This is a genomic window from Mycoplasmopsis agalactiae PG2 (assembly GCF_000063605.1).
Taxonomy (GTDB): domain Bacteria; phylum Bacillota_I; class Bacilli_A; order Mycoplasmatales; family Metamycoplasmataceae; genus Mycoplasmopsis; species Mycoplasmopsis agalactiae.
Genome location: NC_009497.1, coordinates 306743 through 331413 on the forward strand (window position 1 = coordinate 306743; position 24671 = coordinate 331413).

At 29.7% G+C, this 24671-nt stretch carries 18 protein-coding genes; 8 read left to right on the plus strand and 10 right to left on the minus strand.

The window, feature by feature from the left end; all coding sequences use genetic code 4:
• Positions 1-2: 2 nt before the first annotated feature.
• The 4 genes from MAG_RS01390 to MAG_RS01405 form a co-directional block, all read right to left on the minus strand.
• Positions 3-1532, minus strand: a complete 1530-nt coding sequence (locus MAG_RS01390; RefSeq protein ID WP_011949441.1) for an RNA polymerase sigma factor — start codon at positions 1530-1532, stop codon at positions 3-5.
• Positions 1525-3462: a DNA primase gene (dnaG, locus tag MAG_RS01395; protein WP_011949442.1), complete on the minus strand. Its 1938-nt coding sequence runs from the start codon at positions 3460-3462 to the stop codon at positions 1525-1527. Before dnaG ends, MAG_RS01390 begins: the two co-directional genes overlap by 8 nt.
• A 41-nt stretch (positions 3463-3503) precedes the next feature.
• Positions 3504-4880: a glycine--tRNA ligase gene (locus tag MAG_RS01400; protein WP_011949443.1), complete on the minus strand. Its 1377-nt coding sequence runs from the start codon at positions 4878-4880 to the stop codon at positions 3504-3506.
• A 113-nt stretch (positions 4881-4993) separates the two neighbouring features.
• Positions 4994-6811 (minus strand): MAG3090 family protein, encoded by a 1818-nt coding sequence (locus MAG_RS01405; protein WP_041308720.1) that lies wholly within the window; start codon positions 6809-6811, stop codon positions 4994-4996.
• Positions 6812-7246: 435 nt separating this feature from the next.
• Between MAG_RS01405 and cypl the strand changes: the two genes are divergently transcribed.
• Genes cypl through MAG_RS01420 form a run of 3 tightly spaced genes read left to right on the plus strand, consistent with a single transcriptional unit; the run spans position 7247 to position 11189 of the window.
• Positions 7247-8563: an ABC transporter thiamine pyrophosphate-binding lipoprotein p37/Cypl gene (cypl, locus tag MAG_RS01410; RefSeq protein ID WP_011949445.1), complete on the plus strand. Its 1317-nt coding sequence runs from the start codon at positions 7247-7249 to the stop codon at positions 8561-8563.
• Positions 8563-9474, plus strand: a complete 912-nt coding sequence (locus tag MAG_RS01415; RefSeq protein ID WP_011949446.1) for an ATP-binding cassette domain-containing protein — start codon at positions 8563-8565, stop codon at positions 9472-9474. Before cypl ends, MAG_RS01415 begins: the two co-directional genes overlap by 1 nt.
• Complete coding sequence (locus MAG_RS01420) at positions 9438-11189, plus strand: PhnE/PtxC family ABC transporter permease (protein ID WP_011949447.1); 1752 nt, start codon at positions 9438-9440, stop codon at positions 11187-11189. Before MAG_RS01415 ends, MAG_RS01420 begins: the two co-directional genes overlap by 37 nt.
• Before the next feature lie 65 nt (positions 11190-11254).
• Here MAG_RS01420 and MAG_RS01425 read toward each other — a convergent pair whose 3' ends face one another.
• Entirely contained in the window at positions 11255-11500 is a 246-nt protein-coding gene (locus MAG_RS01425) for a DUF2188 domain-containing protein (RefSeq protein WP_011949448.1), read from the minus strand.
• Between the two features lie 91 nt (positions 11501-11591).
• The gene (gene secA, locus MAG_RS01430; protein ID WP_011949449.1) at positions 11592-14105 is read right to left on the minus strand and encodes a preprotein translocase subunit SecA; all 2514 of its coding nucleotides are present in this window, start codon (positions 14103-14105) and stop codon (positions 11592-11594) included.
• Between the two features lie 237 nt (positions 14106-14342).
• Between secA and MAG_RS01435 the strand changes: the two genes are divergently transcribed.
• Positions 14343-15395: a zinc-dependent alcohol dehydrogenase family protein gene (locus MAG_RS01435; protein WP_237687820.1), complete on the plus strand. Its 1053-nt coding sequence runs from the start codon at positions 14343-14345 to the stop codon at positions 15393-15395.
• Between the two features lie 148 nt (positions 15396-15543).
• Here MAG_RS01435 and topA read toward each other — a convergent pair whose 3' ends face one another.
• Positions 15544-17397, minus strand: coding sequence for a type I DNA topoisomerase (gene topA / locus MAG_RS01440; RefSeq protein ID WP_011949451.1), 1854 nt, complete (start codon positions 17395-17397; stop codon positions 15544-15546).
• Between the two features lie 351 nt (positions 17398-17748).
• On the opposite strand from topA, the gene rpsF reads away from it, so the two are divergent.
• From rpsF to rpsR, 3 genes are read left to right on the plus strand one after another with little or no spacing between them, the layout of a single operon-like run.
• Entirely contained in the window at positions 17749-18186 is a 438-nt protein-coding gene (rpsF, locus tag MAG_RS01445) for a 30S ribosomal protein S6 (RefSeq protein WP_011949452.1), read from the plus strand.
• Positions 18187-18223: 37 nt separating this feature from the next.
• Positions 18224-18622, plus strand: a complete 399-nt coding sequence (locus MAG_RS01450; protein WP_011949453.1) for a single-stranded DNA-binding protein — start codon at positions 18224-18226, stop codon at positions 18620-18622.
• 18 nt (positions 18623-18640) lie between these two features.
• The gene (gene rpsR / locus MAG_RS01455) at positions 18641-18964 is read left to right on the plus strand and encodes a 30S ribosomal protein S18 (RefSeq protein WP_011949454.1); all 324 of its coding nucleotides are present in this window, start codon (positions 18641-18643) and stop codon (positions 18962-18964) included.
• Between the two features lie 65 nt (positions 18965-19029).
• Here the strand turns inward: rpsR and whiA are convergent, their stop codons facing one another.
• The 3 genes from whiA to MAG_RS01470 form a co-directional block, all read right to left on the minus strand.
• Positions 19030-19857: a DNA-binding protein WhiA gene (gene whiA / locus MAG_RS01460; protein WP_011949455.1), complete on the minus strand. Its 828-nt coding sequence runs from the start codon at positions 19855-19857 to the stop codon at positions 19030-19032.
• A gap of 91 nt (positions 19858-19948) precedes the next feature.
• Positions 19949-21136 (minus strand): phosphopentomutase, encoded by a 1188-nt coding sequence (locus MAG_RS01465; RefSeq protein ID WP_011949456.1) that lies wholly within the window; start codon positions 21134-21136, stop codon positions 19949-19951.
• A 130-nt stretch (positions 21137-21266) separates the two neighbouring features.
• Entirely contained in the window at positions 21267-22517 is a 1251-nt protein-coding gene (locus tag MAG_RS01470; protein ID WP_011949457.1) for an MAG2810 family protein, read from the minus strand.
• A gap of 137 nt (positions 22518-22654) precedes the next feature.
• On the opposite strand from MAG_RS01470, the gene ligA reads away from it, so the two are divergent.
• Positions 22655-24619, plus strand: a complete 1965-nt coding sequence (ligA, locus tag MAG_RS01475) for an NAD-dependent DNA ligase LigA (protein WP_011949458.1) — start codon at positions 22655-22657, stop codon at positions 24617-24619.
• Positions 24620-24671 lie beyond the last annotated feature (52 nt).

Below are 24671 nucleotides of genomic sequence, written 5' to 3' on the forward strand. Positions count from 1 at the left end.
CTCTATTCCATGAACACTTTTAAGTATCTGCTTCTTTCAGGACTACTCTTAAGCTTTCTTAAAATTTTGTTTTCAATTTGTCTAATTCTTTCTTTAGAAACATTTCTTTCTAAAGCTAATTCTTCTAATGAAAACACTTTATATTTTTCGCCATTATTATCAAAACCAACGCCATATCTTTTGCAAATTAATTCATATTCATCTGCATCAAGTGTGTCTTTTAATATTGCATTTAGGGTTTCAACTAATTCTTCATGTGAAGCATAGTCAACAGGGTTTACAACACTTTCATCTTTAACAAAGTCACTAAATGATGAATCGTTTTCTTTTCCTATTTGCTTATCTAAAGAAATAGGGTCAATGTTAATTTTTCTAATGTGTCTAACTTTTTCAGCAGTAAAGTCATTGCCGTATCTTTGTGCAATTTCTTCATCAGTTGGATCAACACCATTTTCTTGCTGTAACTCGCGTTCAATTTTTGTTATTTTGTTAATTGTTTCCACCATATGAACAGGTACACGGACAGTTCTTGATTGATCAGCTACTGCTCTAGTAATTGCTTGACGAATTCATCAAGTTGCATAGGTTGAAAACTTAAAGCCTTTATTTACGTTGTACTTTTGTACAGCCTTAATAATTCCTGAATTTCCTTCAGAAATTAAGTCAATGAAGCTTAAACCTCTATTTTTGTACTTTTTAGCATTATTAATAACTAAACGTAAGTTTCTTTTAATTAGCTTATCTCTAGCTCTTTTACCTTTAAAGCCACCTTTATCCATTTCAGTGGCTAGCTCAAATTCTTCTTCAGGTTGTAATAATTTTCCATACTTACCGATTCAACGCATATATCACTTAACAATATCATTTGTTTCAGTAAGCTTATTTTTAAGATCTTCTTTCTTAACTGATAAATTAGCGCTAAGATCAATTTCTTCAGCTGAAAAATCTTCTAGTTCCAAAGTATCTAAACTAAGTTTATCTTTAGGTTTTCTACCTCTTTTACTTTTAGTTGCACTTTGGTCTTTATCATCTGTTTTATAGACTATTTCGTCTTCTTCGTCATCTTCATCATAGCTTGAATCATGATAATCATCATCCATAACCATAAAGTCTTCAGACTCTTCTTCATATGAATCATATGAATTATCGCTATAGTTGCCAATTAATTTTGAATATTCTGAATCATCTTCTAAATTTTCAGTATCATTTGATTTAACTTGTATTTTGCTATCTAAGCTATCATCATATGATTTTGACGAATCAAGCTTGTTCATAGACTTTTCGGCATCAACTTCATCCATAATGTCATCACTATTAACAAATGAAGCATCGCCATCATCAAAATCATCTGCAAGAATATTTTCTTCTAAAAGAAGTTCTAACATAATGTCCATATCATCATCGGGAACTTCTACTTTAATTGAATCTAAGTACTCATAAACTTCTTCTTGAGTCAAAGTACTTTTGCCTAAATTTTTAAGGTGAGACTTGATTAATTTAACTGTCGCCTTTAGTTCACTTTTTTTACTCATTCTGCTCCTCATCATCCATTTTTAATTTATTTTGCCTTTGCTTCTCTAAAATTTCCTTAACTATTTTGTCGTTTGTGAATATCCCTGATCCATTAGCCCCTAGATCATTGACAATATAGTAGTTGTATCTTTTTAGATCATCATCTCTAGCTCTTTTATAAATTTCTGCAAAATCATTTTCTAATTGCACTATGTCCTTGTTATCAAAATTTAATTTACTTATAAATAAGTCTTTGCCTTCTTCAGTAAATTTTTTAATTATGCTTTTTGATTCACCTTCATCAATTTTTATGTGATTAATTAACTTTTTGTAAATAACTTTAAGATCTTTGTTAAATTCTAAAGCACTTGAATTAAGTTCAATTGATTCAAATGGCTCCTTAGAATAGTTTTTGTAAAAAAACTCTTGTAAGTTAGGATAGTGCAGCAAAATTAGCAACATTTTTTCTATCCAATTTTGCTTATATTCCTGTTTTATAGGCTTATAGAGCTTAGGGCTATTAAAGCTTGGCTGCTCATTAAAACTTTGGCTATCTACAATGCCATCGTAGTAAAATGAATCGTTATAGTCATAAGGTTTATCATAATTATTTAAATTTACATTATTGAAAGTACTAAAATCATTATTAAAATTTTTGCCTTTGTCGATTATAAAGTTAATATCTCTATTGTATTCTTTTTTTAATTTTTCATTAAAAACAGATGCAGCATTTTGCGACAAGTATGCTCAAAAAGGATAAAATTCAGTACCGAACTTTTGAAACTGCATTTCATTGACATTAATTATGTTAAATCCATCATAAAGGCCAAATTTTAGGCGCAAGTAGTCATAAACAAAATATATATATAAGCTAGCATCATTAATTAAATTTTTAACAGCATCAGCGCCATATGTGTTTAGTAGCTCATCAGGGTCAAGCTTATTATTGCTTTTTACTACATAAATGTTAGTGTAATTATTTTGCAACAATGTCTTAATAGTTTTAAAAGTTGACTCTTGCCCAGCATTATCGCCATCTAAAAATAAAATTATTTTCTTAAATTTCTGCAGCTTATAAACATGCTCCTTGGTTAAAGCTGTTCCCATTAAGCATACTGCTTCATTAATGTTGCATTTATTTAGCGCTATAACGTCGAAAAAGCCTTCTGTAATGATAATTTGGTTAAAATTGCTTTCTTGATAAACATTGTTTAGGTTATACAAAATGCTTGATTTTTTAAAATAATTGTTGTCAGAACTATTTATATACTTTGGCTTAGAATCATCTAAAGTTCTTGCGCTAAAACCAACTATTTGATTTTGCTCATTTCTAATACCAAAAGTAATTCTGTTTTTAAAAAACTCTTCTTTATTATTAGGTGAAATCAAGGAAGCGTTTGTTAAAATGCTCAATTCATTTTCTATTTCTGAAGCAAAAACTTCTTTAAAGCGCATTACTGGTACATAGCCAATGTCATATTTGTTGCAGTCATTGTAACTTAGGTTACGCTTTTTCAAAAATGCCTGAATTACAGGGTTATTTGACTTAATAAGTTCTGATTTATAAAACGAATTAGCTTTATCTAACACTTCATAAACTTTAATATCAGTTTGACTTAATTTATTCTGATTATCACTTTCATAAGTATTTTCTGAATAATCAAAGTCAATGCCTGCTTTATTAGCTAAGTATTTTATTGATTCAATGTAGCTTCATTTTTTAAAAAGTTTTAAAAAAGTAAGCGCATTGCCACCAGTGTTGCACACAAAACACTTAAATATCTGTCTACGTGTGTCAATGCTCATTGATGGATTTGTGTCATTATGAAAAGGACAAAGAGCAACATAAGATTGCCCTTTTTTTCTTAATTCAATAAAGTCTCTAAGAACATCAACAATGTCATTTGATGCGATAATATTGTTGGCAATTTCATTTGAAACTCTTGACATTGTTGCGTACTGTCCTTTCTTAATTATTTTACTTACAAAGCTTATTTAAAGGTCTTTTGAGCAAATTCGTATAGGTTAGAAATACTAATTCTTTCTTGCGACATACTATCTCTATTTCTAATAGTTATGCATTCATCATTTAATGAATCGTAATCAATTGTGATGCAATATGGTGTACCAATTGAATCTTGGCGTCTGTATCTTTTGCCAATTGAGCCAGCATCATCATAAGTGATTGGAATATTTAATTTAAGCAGCTGCTTATAAATTTCTTCAGCCTTTTCATTTAGTTTTTTAACTAAAGGCAAAATTGCAAATTTATATGGCGCAACTCCATTTGGCACTTTTAAAACGATTCTAGTATCGTTTTCTGAAACTAATTCTTCATCATATGAATCAATTAATAAGGCCAGCATTAATCTGTCTAAACCCATCGATGGTTCAATTACATAAGGAATTAATTTGGAATTAGTTACTGGATCAAAGTACTCTAAACTTTCACCAGTAGCTTGCATATGGGCTTTTAGGTCAAAATCAGTTCTATTAGCAACTCCTAATAATTCGCCTCAGCCAAAAGGAAACAAGTATTCAATGTCACTAGTAGCACTGGAATAGTGACTTAATTCATCTTGTTCATGTGCTCTAATTCTGATATTTTCATCCTTAATTCCAACTAGGTTAGCAAAAGTCTTACATTTATTTAAGTATTTATTAAAAATTAATTCTGAATCTTTTGGATCATGAAAAACTTCAAGCTCCATTTGCTCAAATTCTCTAGTTCTAAAAATAAAATTGCCTGGCGTTACTTCATTTCTAAAACTTTTGCCTACTTGTCCAATTCCGATTGGAAGCTTTGCTCTAGTGCTTCTTAAAACATTTTTAAAATTGACAAAAATACCTTGAGCAGTTTCTGGTCTTAGATAAATTAAGCTCTTTTCGCCCTCAATAATTCCTTGCTTGGTTTCAAACATTAAGTTAAACTTACGTATTTCGCTTCAATTACACTTTGAATTATCATACTCAGTTACGTTTTTAACTAAGTACTCATGCATTTGTTTAAAAGTCATTGCTTCAGGAATTAATGAAGGAACAATTTCTTGAATAATTTTGTCAGCTCTATATCTTTTGCCATTAACTTTATTTTCAATTAAAGGGTCATTAAAGTTAGAAACGTGGCCTGAAGTTACTCACACTTTGGGATTCATTAATATTTTTGAATCAATTAAGAAGTTATTATGCTCGCTGTATATGAACTCTTTTTTTCATAAATCCTTGATATTTTCCTTTAAAAGCGAACCAAGTGGCCCATAGTCTCAGGTGTTAGATAATCCGCCATAAATTTCGCTTCCTTGAAATACAAAACCAGTAGCTTTTAAATGGTTTATAATGCTAGCCATATTTTTGTCTTTATTATTCATATTTGCCAAATTTCCTACATATAAATTTAAGTATTATTAATAATACTTATTTATTTTGAAAAAAGAATACAAAAAACAACAATTATTAAAATTATTGTTTACTTGTTTAATATTTATAGGCTTTTGAAGATATTTACATCAGTTGTTAGGTGTACTATACCTAAAATTGATACAGCTATTATAGCTATTATTAGTAAGACTAACAATGTCACGGCAGCAATAAATAAAACATTCTTTTTAGCAACTGTGCCTTTTTCTTTAGATTCTTCTTGTACTAATATTTGTTCTTCAGCAGGAAGTGTGTAATCTTCTATATTAACACTTGGAGCAACACGATCTTCATAGAAGTATGGTTGATTTTCAACTGCCTTAGGTGCTTCTTCAACTGGTGCTGTTTCTTCTATCATTGCAGGATGCTCAACAACCATTTTAGCTTCTTTAGATTCTTCAGCAGGCATAGGCTCAGCCATCATTGCTACTGGCGCAACTTCTTCTTTTGCTTCTGCTGGAGTTTCTTTAATTAAGTTATATTGAATAACTGTAGCTTTTTTAGATTCAGCAGCTTCAGCAGGCATAACTGCTGGTTCTAATTTTTCTTCAGCATCTGCAGTTTGCATTGATTCTTGTACTGCTTCAGGTTTAGCTAGTTCATAATAAATTAATGTTGGATTCTTAACTTCTTTGCTTTCACTAACTTCTTCTTTAACAGCTTCTTCTTTGAATTCAACACTCTTAGTTTCAATAACATCTTCTTTGTCATCTACTAATTCAATTTCACTAGTTTGCTCTAATCCTGGTTGGAAAGTAACAATCTTATTATTGTCACCAGCATCAATTAAAGTAACTAAGTATTTTGAACGTTCAACTAAGTATGGAATTGAATAAGTATATTCACTTACAGGTACAAAACCTACGTGCATAAATTCAACTAAAACAAATGATAATTCTCAGCTTACTGAAATTAATTTACTTTCAGTACCTTTATAAAATGCTCTATTAGCATATGAATCATCTAATTCATCACTAGGTTCTAATTTTGAAAGAAGTTCAATAGAAATTGTTTTAAATTCATCATGCAATATAGTGATTAATCTTAATCCTTTATCGCTCATTCTAGCTTTTTTATAGGTAATTAAGCTATCAAAATCACTAAAGTTTTTCTTAATTCTATTAAAGTCTTCCCAGCTTATTTTTTTGCTATTTAAGCCTTCTATAACTTTCTTAATTTTTTCATTGTAAAGGGCTGTAGCACCAAAAATATCAGAACCTTTTAATTCTATAAATTGCACATATTGAACTTCTTGACGAGCTAATGTATTTTGTTTAAGTAAGTTAATTTTGTTTGAAATTTCTTTAAGTTCTAATTCTTTTTTAGCTAATTCTTCTCTAGATTGTTTTAGCTCTTCAGACATATGTTCGTCAGTAGAGTTAATTTGCTCTTGCAATGATAAAATTTTGGTTTCGTATTGTACTTTGATATGTTCAATGTCAACTAAATCTTTACGTTTTCTTTTTGAAATCTCTAAGTTTAATGGGAAATATGTAGCAGGATCTGAGATTAAAATAAAATCTTCGCCTTCAGTCATCTTTTTGCCTTTTTTAATTTCGGCATCTCTATCACGTTTGTAATTGTATGGATTAATTCCTAATTCATGGCAAACACCATCATAAGTTGCTTCACCATCAAAGTCTTTAGTCTTGATGTAGTAGTATCATTCACCATCTTCATAATCAATTGTTAATTGACCTGCGAAAATTCTTTGATTGTCTTGGAATCAAACTGCTGTTTCATAATCTAAGAGCATATACCAATTCAAAGCATCTTCACGTGTTTTAAACTTTGCTAGGCCTTTTTTTACTTTAGGGTGTTTCAATAATCAAGGGAATTTACTATCTTGTTTAAATTCATAAGTACAATTAAGTCTTTTCATAATGTTGTTGCTCCTCGATTTAATCTCAACTAAATAAAAAATTATATGTTTTCTCTAATTATAGCAAAATGCCGCATTTTTTAACATTTTAGTGAATATATTTTCATCTTTTATGGCTGTTTTAAAGATATTAAGAAAAACACAAGGACTGTAATTTTGATTTTTTAGCCTAATTTTAGGGCTAATTAAATAACTTATCCCAATATACCTATAAAATAGGCATAAAAGGAAAAATTTTGTTATTATTGTGTTTTTTATATTTTTGCCATTTATGCTTAAATTTAAATTTATATTAAAATATTTATATACAGGGTGCCTAAATTATTAATCTATAATGGCTGAGAATATACCTATAAGCTGATCTAGGTAATGCTAGCGTAGCACACGAATAAATGTATATTCAAAAAATCTCCCTGTATTTAAGGAGATTTTTATATGAAGAAAATAAATTTATTAGCTAAGTTAGGTGGTTTTGCATTTTTAGCTGCTACACCTTTAGTAGCTGCTAAATGTGGTGGTGAATCATGAGATACAGAAATATCAATAACAAATGGTTGAGTTAATAAAGGTTTTCAAGGTACAAAATTAGAAACTGATTTTTTAGACTTATTAGGTAAAAGATTTAATGAGCTTAAAAATAAAGACCCTAAAACCAAAGACTTTCCAGATGTTAAATTTGTTATTAAAGTAGATGGAGATGGCTCATACTACACTAAGTTAACGGCAGACAACAAAGAAAATGACTTATACATAGCAAACTATACTGAATATGTCAATGAACTATGAAAAGATGGCAAATTCAACTCTGCATTTGCTTCTAAATTAGTTGCACAAGCAAGTACATTGCAATTTACTTGAGGAGCTGATGATAATGATGTATATGTTGACGGTTCTGCAAATGACAAATTGCGTGCTCATGCTGAGGAAAATAACATCAAATGAACTAAAGAAATTGGTAAAGAATACCCAGAATGATATAAAGTTACTGGTGAAAATATGAAGCTTAAGTTCGACGGTTCAAAATACACAAACTTCTACAAAAAAGACAAAGTTACTTACGTTTACCATGGCGCTATCTATATCTCAGGTAATAAAGCAACTAGAGATGCGATAGTTAAAGCATGAGAAGCAAAGAAATGAGAAGATTTTTACAAACACGGAATAAGCTACAAGAAATCTTCTAGTGCAGGTAAATACAAATATCAAGCAGCTATTTTAGCACGTCACTTTGGTAAGGATTTAGCAGAAATTAACAAATTCTTACAAGAAAATCAAGAATTTGTTGTTAGAGGTAAAAGTGCTGGCGATTCTTTAGGTAAGGAAACTGAAGACAAAGATACTAAGAAAAAATTGACACCACACATTAGCTTTGGCGACGAAGGTGAATATAACTGAACATTTTCACAAAAAGAAGGCGACAATGCCGGTCAATTTAAACCAACTAAGTTCCAAGAAGAAAAATCATACGACGATACTGAAAATGATGTTGTTAGAGTGCTAACTTTAACTAACCCAGCACCATATGATATGGTTTTAGCCAGAACAGGTTTATTGCAATCACAGGTTGACTTAATTTCTAAAGCACTACAATCATTATCATTGGAAGAAAATCTATATGGAATTTACACTGGTTACAATAAATTCCAACCATTAGACAAGGAATTATTAGAAACACTAACCAAGTTCCAAGTTCGTGCTGAATCAAAACAAGACTTTGATAAATTATCAGTTGTTAGTCCTAGCGCGAAATAATGTCTAAAGTTATTGAATTAAAAGGAATTTACGCTAAGTATAATAAGAAAAGCGACTACATACTTGAAGATCTAAATTTAGATGTCGAGAGTGGCGAGTTTATAGCCATAATTGGGCCAAGTGGTGTAGGCAAAAGTACACTTTTTAAGGTAATAGTCAATGCCCTTGAAATATCAAAGGGCAGTGTTAGATTATTTGGCCAAAATATCTATAAAACAGTCAAAAAAGACAGTAATTTAACAGAAAATAAGTCTGAAGAAGCACACATAAGTTTAGAAGATTGAGACACTTCACGCCGAGCTCTTGCTTATGATAATAACAAGCAAAAGTTAGCAGACAAGCTAGCAAAAAGACAAAGTTGTAATAATAAAAAAATATCTTACAAAAAGCAAAAGAAATGTATTATGTCAAGAATTGGCTTTTTAACACAAAAGCCTAATTTGATTAATACTGAAAATGTTTACAACAATATAACTAGATCAATTTCACAGTACAAAAATTGATTTTATAAATTGTTTAGCATAATTACTAAAGAGCAAAAAATTAATATATTTACTAAGTTAGATGAACTAGGAATTTTAGATAAAGCATTTTACAAAGTTAGCGATCTTAGTGGCGGGCAACAACAAAGGGTTGAAATTGCTAAATTATTAGTTAAAAACGTAGACTTAATTTTAGCTGATGAACCTACTTCAAACCTTGATAGGATAACTAGTTTAGAAGTTTTATCACTGCTTAGAGAAATTGCTAACCAAGGAAAAACTATTATTGTTAACATTCATGACTTAGGCTTAGTTAAAGAAAATTTTGACAGAGTTATTGCTATTAAAAACAAGACAATTGTATTTGATAAGAAAACTAAAGATGTTGAGCAATGAGAACTCAATTCAATAATTGAAACAAAGATTTAGTTAAAGAATCAACATTTTTTAAATACAGGTATGTAAACAAAAAATCAAATACATCAACAAGCTGAAAGCTACATCCAGTTTACTTTCATATCTTGTTTATAGCCATTTTAGCAATTTGTATCTATTCAGTTTATGCCTTATCTGGCAGAATAAAATTTTCCAACTTGCATGATGTTGGCGAGAAATTAAAACGCTTATTTTCATTTGGAAATAAATACACTGAAAGAACCGGAAGGTTTGACGGTAAATATGAAAACTTGCTACTTGAAACAATGAAAGTGCTCTGAGTAACTATTAAGTTAGCACTTACAGGAACTTTTATTGGCTTTGTACTAGCACTTGTTACTGCTTATTTCTCTTTTGCTACACCGACAAATAAATACAGTGCTTTTTTAGTGTTTGTCATTATGCTAATTTTGCGTTCTATTCCAGAATTGGTCTTTATTCAGATTTTCATTCTTAGTATTCAAAATGAGCTAAGTTTATTGTTAGTTTACATATGATTTACATGACTATGGTTACATAAGTATTATGAAGAGTTACTAGTTTCTGTTGATTTAGAGGCTTATAAAATTTCTCTTATGCAAGGTAATTCAAAGACAAAAGCTTTTTTTAAAGAAATTTATCCAAGAGTTAAAAACAGAATAATTGCATTGTTTATCTTTTCATTTGAATCCAATATGAGATGAGCATCAATTCTAGGTGCTCTTACTCTCCCAGGTATTGGTAAGTTAATTTACTATGCATCACACAATATTACATTCTTTAATGAATTAGGTATTCCACTTTTAGTGCTAATGGTATTTGTTTTACTATTAGAAGTACTTAATTATGTTTTCAAACGATTTTTATTTGAAGCTAGAACAAAAGTTATTTTGCCTACAAAAAATGAAGACAAAATTTCGTATTACAAAAGACTTTCTAAAAAAATCAATATCCGTAGAGTAATAATTGTTTTGATTTTTATGCTTTTTGCAGTTGTTTCAATTACAACATTTGCTACAACACGCATAAAAATTCATAACTTAGATGTTACTAAAAAGTTTTTTGAACAAATATTTAACCCAGACTTTTCACATTTTAGTTTTAAAAGCACTGACGTCAATCATAATCCATTATTACTTATTTGAAACTCATTACAATTTTCTTTCGCTTCCCTATTCATTTGTATTGTTCTGACACTCATTGCCATTAGACTTCAGTCTTTAAATCTAAACAGGTTATATGTTGCTGCAACAGCACGTTCACTAAATGTTTTAGTAAGATTAGTCCCAACAACAGTTTTGTTTTATACATTCTTTAATATTTTTCCTAGCCCTATAACGTTATTAATGCTAGTTGTTGGAATTCACCAAATGTGTTCTAAGTCAAAACAACTAACAGAGGTTGTTGATAATCTAGACATTGAAGCAATTAATAACATGCGTATGCAAGGCTATACCAATAACCAAATTTTTCTTAAATATGTCCTTCCTGCAATAAAAGTAGACTTTATCTCAATGACAATTTTCTACTTTGAGCTTATTTTTAGAAATTCAATCACTTATTATGTTTTAGCAAGTCAAGAGCTACACATAGGCAGAAATATAAGCAGGTATCTAGATACAAGATTATACCAACCTAGAGTTGCTCTTTCATATGTATGACTAAGCTGCTTTTCAATACTTTTAATTAACATAATTGGTAGACTAGTTATTAAACGAGTTAAAAAATAAAGAGACATCAGAACGGGTCTCTTTGTTTTTTCATTGCTGTTTTATAGTGCTTTTAGTAAAAAACTCTACTTTGCTTTTGCTTTATTTTTATTATTGATGCTGGCTCTAACTTCGCCGGTTGTTCTATGAATTAAAACTGAACCACTGTTTCTTTTTGATAATTCGTTAGCATAATCAATTGCTTCTTTTTGAGTATTAAAAATTTTAGTGGCACGAAGGGCGCCTGAACCTTTAACTTGTCAAACATCACCTTTAGGAGTTACATGTCAAACAGTTACTTTCTTTTCATTTTTCTTATCTAAAGCGCTCATATGTCTCCTTATATGTATGCAATTAAATTATATTTCATTATTTCATTTTAGGCCTAAAATATAAGGATAAACATTAAATTTAGCCATAAATTTATTCATTATTTGCTTCTTGATTCTCACTTACATTTTGCTCAATTTGTGACTTAACATTTTTGTACATATTGACAATGAACTCTTCTCTTTCATCGTCAGACATTTCATCTAAAATAAGGTTATCAATTAGCTGTCTAAAAATTGGATCATTTTCCATTTCACTTGTTATTAAGCTCTCTGAACCTAAACGGTCTTTAAAGATCTCAGTCATTGTGTCATAAGCAATGTTGCTTAGCATTTCATCAAATTTTTTGCTTCCTTCTTGTGTATACACTTGGTAAGGATTTTTTTGTGCATATTGCACTAAATTAGTATGTGATCTAAGCTTATCCATTGTGTCAATATGATTTTGTCAGTATTTATCAATTATTCTAAGCACAATGTTTTTTTCATATCATCTTACATAAGCTAAATCGGTGTTATCTAAAGCTTTATCTCTTCATTTGTGATAGCTAGCTATTAAAAACTCACTGACATATTGCAATAAATCATTATCATGCAAGTCTTTTATATCTTCATATAAAAGTTTAGTTCTAATACCTTTGCCTAATATTGTTTCGTTAATATATTCAATAAAGTCGTGATACTTAAATATGTTGCCTTTATCTTTAAATTTAGGCATATTAGTAATCATATTAGCCGTGCTTTTAATCATTCTGTTGATCACAAACTCAACATCATCATTAATTAAGATTAAGTCTCTTTGGGCATAAAACAAGTCTCTTTGTTGACGAATAACATCGTCATAGTGCAAGACATTTTTACGCGTATCATAGTTAAAACCCTCAATTTTTTTCTGAGCTTCTTGGAAACCATATAAAAGCGACTTTGTAGTTACTTCTTTATCACCATCTTTTTTAAATTGCTCTTTAAACTCTTCATAGTTAGAAAATCTACGCATAAGTTGATCATCAATAGAAAGAAAGAATTTAGATACCCCAGGATCACCTTGACGACCAGAACGACCACGAAGCTGGTTGTCAATTCTTCTACTTTCAGCTTTATCAGTTCCTAACACATAAAGCCCACCTAAAGCTAGTGCTTCAGCACTAGGCTTAATGTCAGTTCCTCTACCAGCCATATTAGTAGCAATAGTAACAGCCTTAACTTGGCCAGCACGCGAAATAATTTCAGCTTCAGAAGCATTTTGCTTAGCGTTAAGCACTGTGTGTGGAATTTCAGCATTAACTAATAATTCATGTAATAATTCAGAATCCTCAATTTGGGCAGTACCAACTAAAACAGGTTGGCCTTTTTCATATAATTCTTTAACTTTTTCAACAACAGCCATTCATTTAGCAGGATATGAAGCATAAATTGAATCTTTCAAATCTTGCCTAATTACAGGCTTATTGGTTGGAACAACATTTACTCTCATATTGTAAATGTCAATAAATTCTTGCTCTTCAGTTTTAGCTGTACCAGTCATACCGCAAAGCTTATCGAACATACGGAAAAAGTTTTGGTAAGTAATAGTAGCCATTGTTTTAGTTTCAGGCTCAATTTCAACCATTTCCTTAGCTTGAATAGCTTGTTGTAAGCCTTCACTATATGATCTTCCTTCCATAATACGGCCAGTAAAAGCATCAACTAATTCAATTTTGCCGTCTCTAACAATGTATTCAACATTAATTTTCATTACTTTATGTGCTCTAAGTGCATTTTGAATTCTGTGCACTATTTCTGAGTTTTTAATGTCATATAAATTATCAAAGTTAAAGAATCTATTAGCTTTTTGTACACCATTAAAAGTAAGGGAGATAGCTTTAGTTTCTTCATCTATTTCATAGTCATTTTCGTCAAGTGTTCTAACAAATTGATCGGAAGCGAAATAAACATTTGAATCTTCAGATTGGCCACCTGAAATAATTAAAGGAGTCTTAGCTTCATCGATTAAAATCGAATCAGCCTCGTCAGTTAAACAAAAGTGCAAGCCTCTTTGTACTTTCTCCTCAATGCTAGAAGCCATATTATCTCTTAAGTAGTCAAAACCTAGTTCAGAGTGGATTGAGTATGTAATATCGCAAGCATATGCTTCCCTTTTTAAACTAGGATCCATTTGTGCTCTGTTAATGCCAACACTAAGTCCTAAGAATAAAAAAACTTGCCCCATTTCTTCGGCATCACGTTGTGCTAAATATTCATTAACTGTTGAAACAATAGCTCCCTTACCACTAAGTGCATTTAAATAAACAGGTGCGATTGATGTAATAGTTTTACCTTCACCAGTTTTCATCTCAGCAATTGAACCTAGATCTAGTAAAACGCCGCCAAGCATTTGCACGTCATAAGGTCTCTTGCCTAAAACTCTTTTAGTAGCTTCTCTGCAAACTGCAAAGGCTTCAGGTCTAATTTTTTCTAACGATTCGCCATCAGCTAACCTAGCTCTGTATTGTATTGTTTTGTTTTTCAATTCTTCATCAGTTAATTTAGAAATAAGAGGCTCAAATTGATTGATTTTTTTAAGCACTCTTTCAGCAATTCTCATTTCAGTAGACTTAAATAGATTCATACTCATAATAATAGTAATTTTATACTAATATAAAGATTTGCTATTTATATTAAAGCTCTGTATTTAAATTTAATATTAATATTTAATTTAAATTACCACTATATTGTGCTTTGTTTTTTAATTAGAAAAGTTTTATGCAATTTTCCACTAAAATGACCAAAAGCGCTTATTCATTGGCAAATATGACATAAAAAATGTATCATAATTACAAACAATTATTTTAGAGGTTATTTAATTATGAAAATGAAAGCTTTAGTTTATCATGGCGATCACAAGATTGCCTTAGAAACTGTTGATAGGCCAATTATTCAAAAGCCAACAGATGCAATAGTGAAAGTGACTAAAACAACTATTTGTGGTACAGACTTAGGTATTTATAAAGGTAAAAATCCTGAAGTTGCTGACGGTAGAATTTTAGGTCATGAAGGCATTGGAATTGTTGAAGAAGTAGGTTCAAGCGTTTCAAATGTTAAAGTAGGAGACAAAGTTTTAATTGGTTGTGTTACACCTTGCGGTAAATGTGACAATTGTAGAAAACAATTATACTCACACTGTAGAGAAGCTGAAGGTGGTTGAAAATTCGGTTATATGATTAATGGAACACAGGCTGAATATGTAAGAGTTCCATTTGCTGATAATAGTTTATATAAATATCCTGAATCAATTTCTGATGAAGTGGCTGTTATGTTATCTGACGCACTTCCAACAGGTCATGAAATTGGCGTGCAATATGGCGCTGTTGCTCCTGGTAAATCAGTAGCAATTGTTGGAGCTGGACCAGTTGGTATGGGGGCATTATTAACAGCTCAGTTATATTCACCAGCACACTTAATTGTGATCGATTTTGACAAAAACCGTTTAGAAATGGCTAAAAAATTAGGCGCAACTCACACTTTAGTGCCTGATGAATCATTATTAACTAAATTACAAGAAATTGTCGGCCAAGATGGCGTTGACGTTGCTATTGAAGCAGTTGGTGTGCCTTCATCATGAGACACATGTCAAAAAATTGTTAAAGCCAGCGGAAATATTTCAGTTGTTGGAGTTCATGGCAAAAAAGTTGACTTCAATGTTCAAGATTTATGAATTAAAAACATTACAGTTACAACCGGATTAGTAAACACAAACACACTTCCAATGCTAATTAATGCAGTTTCAACAGGAAAACTACCTGTGCAAGGATTAATTACTCACAGATTTAACTTATCTGATATTATGAGTGCATATGACACTTTCTTAAATGCATCTGATAACAAGGCAATGAAGATTTTCATTGACGCAACAAAATAAGTTTTACTTTTCGCCTTATTAATTTTTAAGCTAATTAAAAGGTTATTCAAAAACTCACAGGCCTTATCTGTGGGTTTTATTATATAAATTTGAAATAGTATTATAAACCTATAAAACAGGCATTTAAGTAAAATTACTTTGTTTTATATTATTTAGCTTTCCTTCTGAAAAATCTCTTTTTATTGCTTCCATCATCATAACTTTTTGTAAAGTTACACTTAGGAAAATTATCGCAAGCGATAAATTTATCGCCTCTTTTATTTCTTCTGATAACTAAATTACCATTATCATTAGGACAAGATTCATCAATTTTTTGCAAGCTCATTGATGTATGATCTAAGTTTTGAGAAGCGCTTTCATAATTGTTTTTAAACTTACTATAAAAGTCTTCCATTACGGGGGCAACAGATATTTTATTAGTTGCAATAAGATCTAATTGATTTTCAACTTCTGCTGTATAGCCTTCGTTAATAATATCTGGAAAGTCTTGAATTAGTTTTTCTAAAATTAATTTACCAAAATCAGTAGGTACTAATGCAGCATTTTCTGACCTTACATATTCTCTGTTTAAAATAATTTTAACAGTTGTAGCAAATGTTGAAGGACGACCAACTTTAATATCATCTAGTTTTTCAATTAAAGAACCTTCAGAATATCTAGCAGGCGGATTAGTTTCTTTGCCTTCAATTACAAACTCTCTAACACTTACCAATTGACCTATTTTATAGTCAGGATCGACACTTTCATTCATCTCGCCTTTTACTATATAATAGCCATCAAAAAGCACTCAACTTACATTTAGTCTAAACTCTAATTTATCTTTAGCAAACTTATATGTTTTATTAGCTCTTAGTGGTGGAGTAATTAAACACATAAGCGTGTGTTCATAAATTAATTTATAAATTTGATAATCATAATTATTCAAATCATACTTATTTTTAGCTTCATCAGGCAATAGCGTTATATCGGTAGGCCTAATAGCTTCGTGAGCATCTTGGTCACCTTTAAAACCTTTAACTTTGTCCAAAACATATTCATCGCCATACTTAATTGAAATATAGTTTTTAGTTGCATTAACAAAAGTGTGACTTAATCTAGTGCTATCAGTACGTGGGTAACTAATTAAACTGCCATCACCAAAACCTTCATAAAGTCTTTGCAATGAAGCTTGAGTAATAGATGAGCTAAATGGACTCTTTTTATATAAAGCTGCTTGTTTAAAAGGAGTAAGTGCTGGTAATGTTTTTTTAGACTCTTTTATATCTTTAACTACCAAAATATTACTTGGCAAAATATCAATACTCTTTTTAACAGACTCTAACTCATCAGGAAACACTCAGGTTTTTTCAGCTGCAATATGCTTAGGCATATAAATTTCTGCTGTTAGTGAATCAGAAATTAAAGCTTCAATTGAATAATATCCTCTAGGCACAAAATTTTCAATTTCTTTTTCTCTATCAACTACTAATTTAAGCGCAATTGATTGCACTCTACCTGCTGAAGGAGTAGCAGGAGAGTTAGATAACTTTTTTTGCATTAATTGGCTTAATCTAAAACCAATTATTCTGTCAAGCATTCTTCTAGTTTTTTGTGCATCAATTAAATTTTGATCTAACTGAGTTGGATTTTCAACTGAATATAAAATAGCATCTTTAGTTATTTCATTGTATTTAATTCTGGCAAATTTGCCTTCTTTACATTTTAAATACTTAACTAAATGATCACCAATAGCTTCGCCTTCACGATCAGGGTCAGTTGCTATATATACAAAATCAGCATCCTTTACAGCAGTTTTTAGCTGCTTTACAATCTCTTTTTTAGCTGGATCAATTTCGAATTCGGGCTCTCATTTACTCATATCAATGCCTAAGCCCATTGATCCTTTTTTGCTTAATCTTGCAATATGGCCGACTGAAGCCATTACATTATAATTTTCTCCAAGATATTTTTTTATAGTCTCCACTTTATTTGGTGATTCAACAATTACCAATTTATAACTCATAATTATGGAAAGTATATACTTTAAAATTTCATATAAAATTAAAATTTTAATATCATATTTCTTATTTATTAATATATTAATAAATCAAATGTGGAAAAAATATTTTTCATATGTTTTAGGAAGCGATAACAAAATTAATTTGATTTTTAAAAGCCTTAATTGACTTTTATTACTATAAAACAGCCTTATTGGTTAATTTAGCAATAAAATAAATATGCTTATGTAAAAATATTTTTCTTATATAATAAACAATGAGTATTTTATATAGACTAAATAACTTTTTTAAGTTATTTTTCAAATACTCCTTGATCATAAGTTATGATCCAGATGTCCAAAAGGAGATTTTTATTAATGAATAAGTATGAAATTATGTTAATTATTGATCCAGCAATCGATATGGCAATGGCTAACGAAATTGTTGAATCAGTTTTTGACAAAAAAAACATAAATAAAGTAGTTAAATTAGAAAATTCTACTTTAGCTTACCCAATTAACAAATCATCAAAAGCTCAATATGTAGTTTACACACTTGAAGCTAAAAGTGAATTAATTGCTGAATTTACTCGTAGAGCAAATATCGCTAAATTCATTTGAAGACAAATGGTTATAAATTTAGATACTGAAAAAGGTTTTCAAAGATCGAAGAAAGCATTCAAACACAGAATTGCTAAGGATGCTAAAGTTGCTAACAAAGGTACAGGTGTTAAACAACTAATTGAAAACTTAGAAAAAACAATGTCACACAAAGCAAAGCCTTCTTTTAAAAAAGAAGTTAAGAAAAGTAACTAACTATTTTTAAATTCATTTCAAAAGTTGGAGATAAATAATGAATAAGGTGTTATTAGTTGGCAGAATAGCTAGTGATATTAAGCTAAGCAAAATGCAAAATGGAGCTAGTTCAATTAAAACTTCAATAGCTGTAAAAAAGCCTAATAATGCAAATAATGTTGTCGAATTTATTGACATTATTGCAAAAGAAAATGTTGCTGATTTTATTGTTAAAAATGTTTCTAAAGGAACATTAGTATCCTTAGAAGGCTACTTAAGTCTTTACAGATTTAAAAACAAGGCAGGAACTTCAGTCAAACTAACTTATGTAAATGTTCAAGAAATTAGTGTGCTTTCAAAAAGCAATAAAAATGTTGCTGAAAACTCTAAATTAGATAGTGCACAAGTAATTACTGATAATGACATCCCAACTGCTGAATCAATTATTGAAGACTAAATTAATAGGAGAATAATAATGGCTAATTTTAAAAAAGTTAAAAAAGGCAGAAACTTAAGACGTAAGTGTGAATTGTGTGAAACCAACATTGAATATGTTGACTACAAAAATGTTGAATTTATAACAAAATTTATTTCAGGTATTGGTCAAATCAAACCTCATGTTTCAACAGGAACATGTGCTAGACACCAAAGAAAAGTTGCAAACGCTATTAAAAGAGCACGTTTTATGGCTTTAATTCCTTATACAAAGGATAAAATTCGTGTTTTAGCACCTGCTGCTTCAGCAAATACAGCTCAAGCACCTGCTGAAAAAGCTAAAAAAGAAGCTGTAGCTGCTTAATAATAATTAAAAAAATTAAAACCGCCACAGGGCGATTTTTAATTTGCCTATCTTTTGAAAAACTGCTATTTATTTCTATTTTTACCAGTAACTTTTTCTAATTTTTTAAGCCAGTGATATATGCCGCTTTTGGTAATCTCTTTATTTTCCCTTAAGGTGTATAAATAAGCTATAGAAGACAAACTCTCATTTGGGTTTTCTTTAATAAGATTAAAGAGTTTTAGTTGCTCAGCACTGAAGTTATTTTCGAGATTTAGTTCACGCATTAAATTGATATTTTTAATGTATTTACTATTTGCATTTACTATTTTATTTATATTTGAAGCGTCAATGTTTCTTAGTCTATTAGTGTTATTAAAAAAGTCTCTACTTATAGTGTTATCCATGAAATTAAAAAATGATGTAGTGACTGAAATAGCCTTTAAAAAATCACTTATTTTTTCGTGTTTTTTAATGTAAGCTATAAATTTTTTATTGTGTTTGATTTTGACAAAATTAAAGTCATATTCATTGAGTTTATTGATTATAACATCAATGAATTGTTCATAATTTGAAGCAATTTGCAAGTGGTATGACGAATTATTAAGGTTACTAATTGATCCATTACCAACAAAAACACCTTGAAAAAATGAAGAAGGATAGCTAAATTCTTCCACTAATGAAAAATCATTTTTGTTAATTAAAACAATAGAATTTTTTTCATATTGTATGCCAATTTTATTTAAGCTCTTTAAAACAGTGCTTTTGGTCAAATTGTCATAAATTCTAAGCTTGATAATATCATTTTCAATAATGCATTTTGAATATATATAACCTCTTAAAAATTCACTAGCATCATCATTATTTCTTTTTTTATTCAATATTTCAAGCTTAATTTCTTTTGTAAAATTCATCAAAAACACCTGCTTTAAAAAAGTAATGTATAAATAATTATAAAAAAAGCAAAAGAATTTTGCATAAAATTACTTTTGCTTTTTTTGTTTATTAAACTAATTTATCAAAAATATCTTCACCTGTTAATGAAACAGTTTCAACTCCAAAATTACGGGCTACAATGTTTCCAGTAGTGCCCAATCCTGTAACATCATTTAAAACTCTTGGTTCTTTAAACATTTTTGAATAAATAGTTAAAGGTAGCATTTCACGTGTGTGGTTAAAGCCTGGATAAGCAGGGTCATTACCATGGTCACTAGTCATGATTAACAAGTCATCTTTTTTCATCACTTGTATTAGTTTGCCAAGTTTTGAATCTAATGTAGCAACATTTGATGCAAAGCCATCAACATCTCTACGGTGACCATAGTGTGAGTCAAATTGTACTAGGTTGACAAAAATAAATTTGTTTTCTTCATCTAATTGAGCAAGTTCAATAGCCTTGTCCATGCCATCAGCATCACCGCTAGAGTGAATTGCTCTTGAAATGCCTTGTCCTACAAAAATATCATTTATTTTACCTATAGCAATAACTTCAATTCCTGCTTCTTGCAATTTATTTAAAATCATTGGTTCTGGTGCATTTGCATAGTCATGTCTGTTAAATGTTCTAGTATATTTGCCATTTTCACCGACAAAAGGACGAACAATAATTCTACCAACGTTTCACTCAGGCTTAGATGAACAAATTTCTCTAGCTGCCTTACCATATTTGTATAAGTTATCTAAACCAATTCACTCTTCATGAGCGGCAATTTGAAGCACTGAATCGTTTGAAGTATAAACAATTATGCTACCATTTTGCTTTTGTTCTTCAGCGTATTGATCAATTATTTCAGTACCTGAACCAGCTTTATTGCAAATTATTTTTCTGTTGTCAAAAGCTTTTTCTAATTCAGCAATCAAGTCTGCTGGAAAGCCTGTTTCGGTAAATGTAGGGAAAGGCACTTCAGTTTTAATTCCCATCATTTCTCAGTGACCTGCTAATGTATCTTTAGCATTTGAAACTTCTTGAATTCTTGATACATAAGCAAGCGGACTTTTAGTGTGGTAATTTCCTTCTAATTGTGCAACATTACCAATACCTAATTTTTTTCATGTGTCAATGAAAAACATTGAACTAAGTGATGCAGAATATAATGTGTTTGCCCCTGCATCACCGAATTTTTTTTGATCTTTATCTGGTCCAATGCCTAAACCATCAGTAACTATCATGAAAACTCTTTTAAATTTAGCCATTTCGCTCCTAATTAACCTATTTTAATGTATTAAAAGTACAATAAATTATAAACTATTGTATATTACTTATATTATAGACTTTTAGATGGCCTGCTTGTTGTGTTTAATAAAAAAAATAGCGCAAGGCTATTTAGTTTGATGATTCATCTTTGGCTTCATTTTCACTTATAGAAACTACATTATCATAGCCAAAAGGAGCTAAAAACATTAATGAAAGGTAAACTAAGTAAAACTCATCTAAAATTTTATTAACAATTAATTCAGTTACCGTTTCTTTATTTAATGTAGGTGTTTTGAAGTATAAATCTAACAATTGAGTAGGAGTTTTGAATCAAATAAAAGCTTCTTGATTTTTAATTAAGATTGCCAAATCTTTAGCAAAAGATTTATCTTTACGACTGTTTTTAAGGCTTATAGAGCTATTTATAGCAATGCTGTCAAATTCATTTTTTAAGTCACTAAGGTATGATAAATTGTTTGTGTCGCTTGCTCATTTTTGCATTAATGAAGGCTCTTCTGAATTAATGTTTAGAGACATGAATTCATCTTTTACTTCAACTTTTTTAAAGCCTTCAGGAGTGTAATTATTTAGTTCATCAAAAAGAGTTAGGCTAACATTTTTATTTAAATTTAGTAATTTAGCTGCAATGCCGAAGTAAAGTTTGTTTTCTATTTTTTGAATTTTGTCTTTATAAATAAGTGATTTAGCGCTCTTTAATTTCTTTATTTCTTTGTTACTTAAATCATTAATCTTAATTCACTCTTCGCTTCTAAATTCAATGTTTTGCATTCTAATAAGTTGTTTATTTGAAACAGCTTCATACATTTCATATTTATTGTTAATGACATTAAACTTGCTTAAGTTTTTGAAATTAGATGTGTTTTTAAAGAAGCTAATATTTGCAAAATTGACTATTTTATTGCCACTTTCGTCATTTTTATATAATGGTTTTAGTCCAATATAATCAAGTAAATGGTCAGTTAATTCTCTATTATTAACACTAGCTACAATGTCCCTTTTTAAAAACACTCTAGCATTAAAAACTATTGGATAAAGAATACATCAAGCTATTAAAAATACAAAAGCCAAGCTATAAAGTGAAGCTAGTAAAGGGCGAAAATGATCTGGTTGTAGTAGTCAACTATTGCCAGTTTTAAAGATAACTACAAAAGATATTGCAACTGATGAAAGCAGCAAAATAACTGCAATGATAAATAGTGGAATACTTACATAAGCTCCAACTGTTGCAAGGTTAATTTTTCTACTATTTTTCTTTTCAGCATAATATTCATTTAATTTAGCTTTAACAATTCCTTTGACAGGAGCATACTTTTGATGATTGAATTTTTCTCTTGAAAGTATTAAATTAAAATTACTCATAAGTCCCCCCTTTTTGTTAAATTATTTAATAAGCAAAGATATTAAAATTATATATTTATAATTCAAAATCCATTAATTAAATACAATATTTAAAGATATCTAAAACGCTTAAAAAACATTTTATTTTGGGAGAAATGATGCAAAAAGAAGAAGCAAAAGAGTTAATTAAGTCATTAGTTGAAAAAATAAATCAATGAAATTATGAATATTATCAATTAAATAAGCCCAGCGTTTCTGATTTGGAATACGATAAAGCTTTACTAGAGCTAGAAAAATTAGAAAAAGAGCATCCTGATTTAATTCTTAGTAACAGCCCAACTTTTAGAATTGGCTCTTTTGCTTCTGAAAAATTTACTAAATTTGTGTACCAAAAACCTATGTTATCTTTAGCTAAAGCCTATAACTATGATGATATTAATAGCTTTATAAACAATATTTCAAAAATTGTACCGACTGAAAATATAAACTTTAATATTGAACCTAAAATTGATGGGCTAAGCATCGCTTTGCGCTATAAACAAGGCAAACTGGTCAAAGCAGCCACTAGAGGAGATGGCTCTGAAGGAGAAGATGTTACTGAAAACATTTACCAAATTAAATCAATTCCTAAGCTTATTAATTACTTTAATGATCTAGAAGTGCGTGGCGAAGTTTTTATAACTAAGAATGATTTTAAAAAAATAAATGAAAGCAATAATTTTGCTAATGCAAGAAACGCTGCTAGTGGCACTTTGAGGCAATTAGATGCTAATATTGTTGCAGAAAGAAATCTTAGTGCATTTTTATATGAAATAGTTGAGCCAGAAAAGCATGGTATTTATTATCAACATGAAGCGCTTGAATTTATGAAAAATTTAGATTTCCCAACTAATCCTTTTTCAAAAGTTGTAGAAATTGAAGAATTAGAAGAATCTATTAGTGATTTTGCTGAAATAAAAAACAAATTAGACTATGACGCAGATGGATTGGTCATTAAGCTTAATGATTTACAAATGTGGGATAAATTAGGCAAAACTTCCAAGTTCCCTAAGCACTCAATTGCTTTTAAATATGATGTTGAAGTAGCATCAAGTAGAATAACTGACATATTAACTTCGGTTGGCAGAACTGGAAAAATTACTTATATTGCAAACATTTTGCCTGTGTTATTAAATCAAACTACAGTTAAAGCTGCTACATTGCATAATCATAATTTTATTAAGGATATGAACATCAATATTAATGATGAAGTTAATATTATAAAAGCAGGCGAAATAATACCTAAGGTTATAAGCTTAAAAGAAGAGAAAAATTACGTAGATTACTATAAAAAAGCCACAAACTGTCCTTCTTGTGGCTCACAATTGGTTGAATTTGAAGGCATTGTTGATCAGTTTTGCACTAATGATGAGTGTCCTGATAAAAATATTAATAATATTTATCATTTTGCTTCTAGAAACTGTCTTAATATTGTTGGCTTAGGCTTAAGCACTGTTAAGGATTTTTATCCTAAATTTATAAAAAATATTAAAGATATTTTTGACTTACACAAGTATAGAGCTGAGCTAATTAAACTCCCAAGATATAGAGACTTAAAGGTTGATAACATTTTAAATAGCATTGAAAGTGCAAAAAATAAAAAATTTAGCAAAGTTATATTTGCTTTAGGCATTAAACATATAGGGCAAAGAGCTGCTAAATTAATTGCTGATAATTATGCTAATTTTGCAGAACTACTAGATGATCATAATTTATTAAAACTGCAAAATACTAAAAATATTGGTCCTAAAATAATTGAGAGCTTAATTGAATTTATTTCAAGCCCAGCAAACCAAGATTTACTAGCTTTTTTGGATGCAATTTTTAATTATGAGGGCAAAGCAAAAGTTATAAGTACTATTTTAAGCGGCTATACTTTCGTTATAACTGGGGTCTTATCTGAGCCAAGAAGTCATTTTGTAAAACTAATAGAAGAACACAGTGGAAACGTTTCCAGTGCAATATCAAGCAAAACTAGTTATTTATTAGCTGGTTCTGATGCAGGAAGTAAGTTAGAAAAAGCCTATAAAACAGGCACAAAAGTCATAAATGAAGAACAATTTTATGATCTCATAAAACAGTAGTTTTTGTAGCTAATTTAGCATATGAAACCAAAATGTGGAATAATTTCCAATC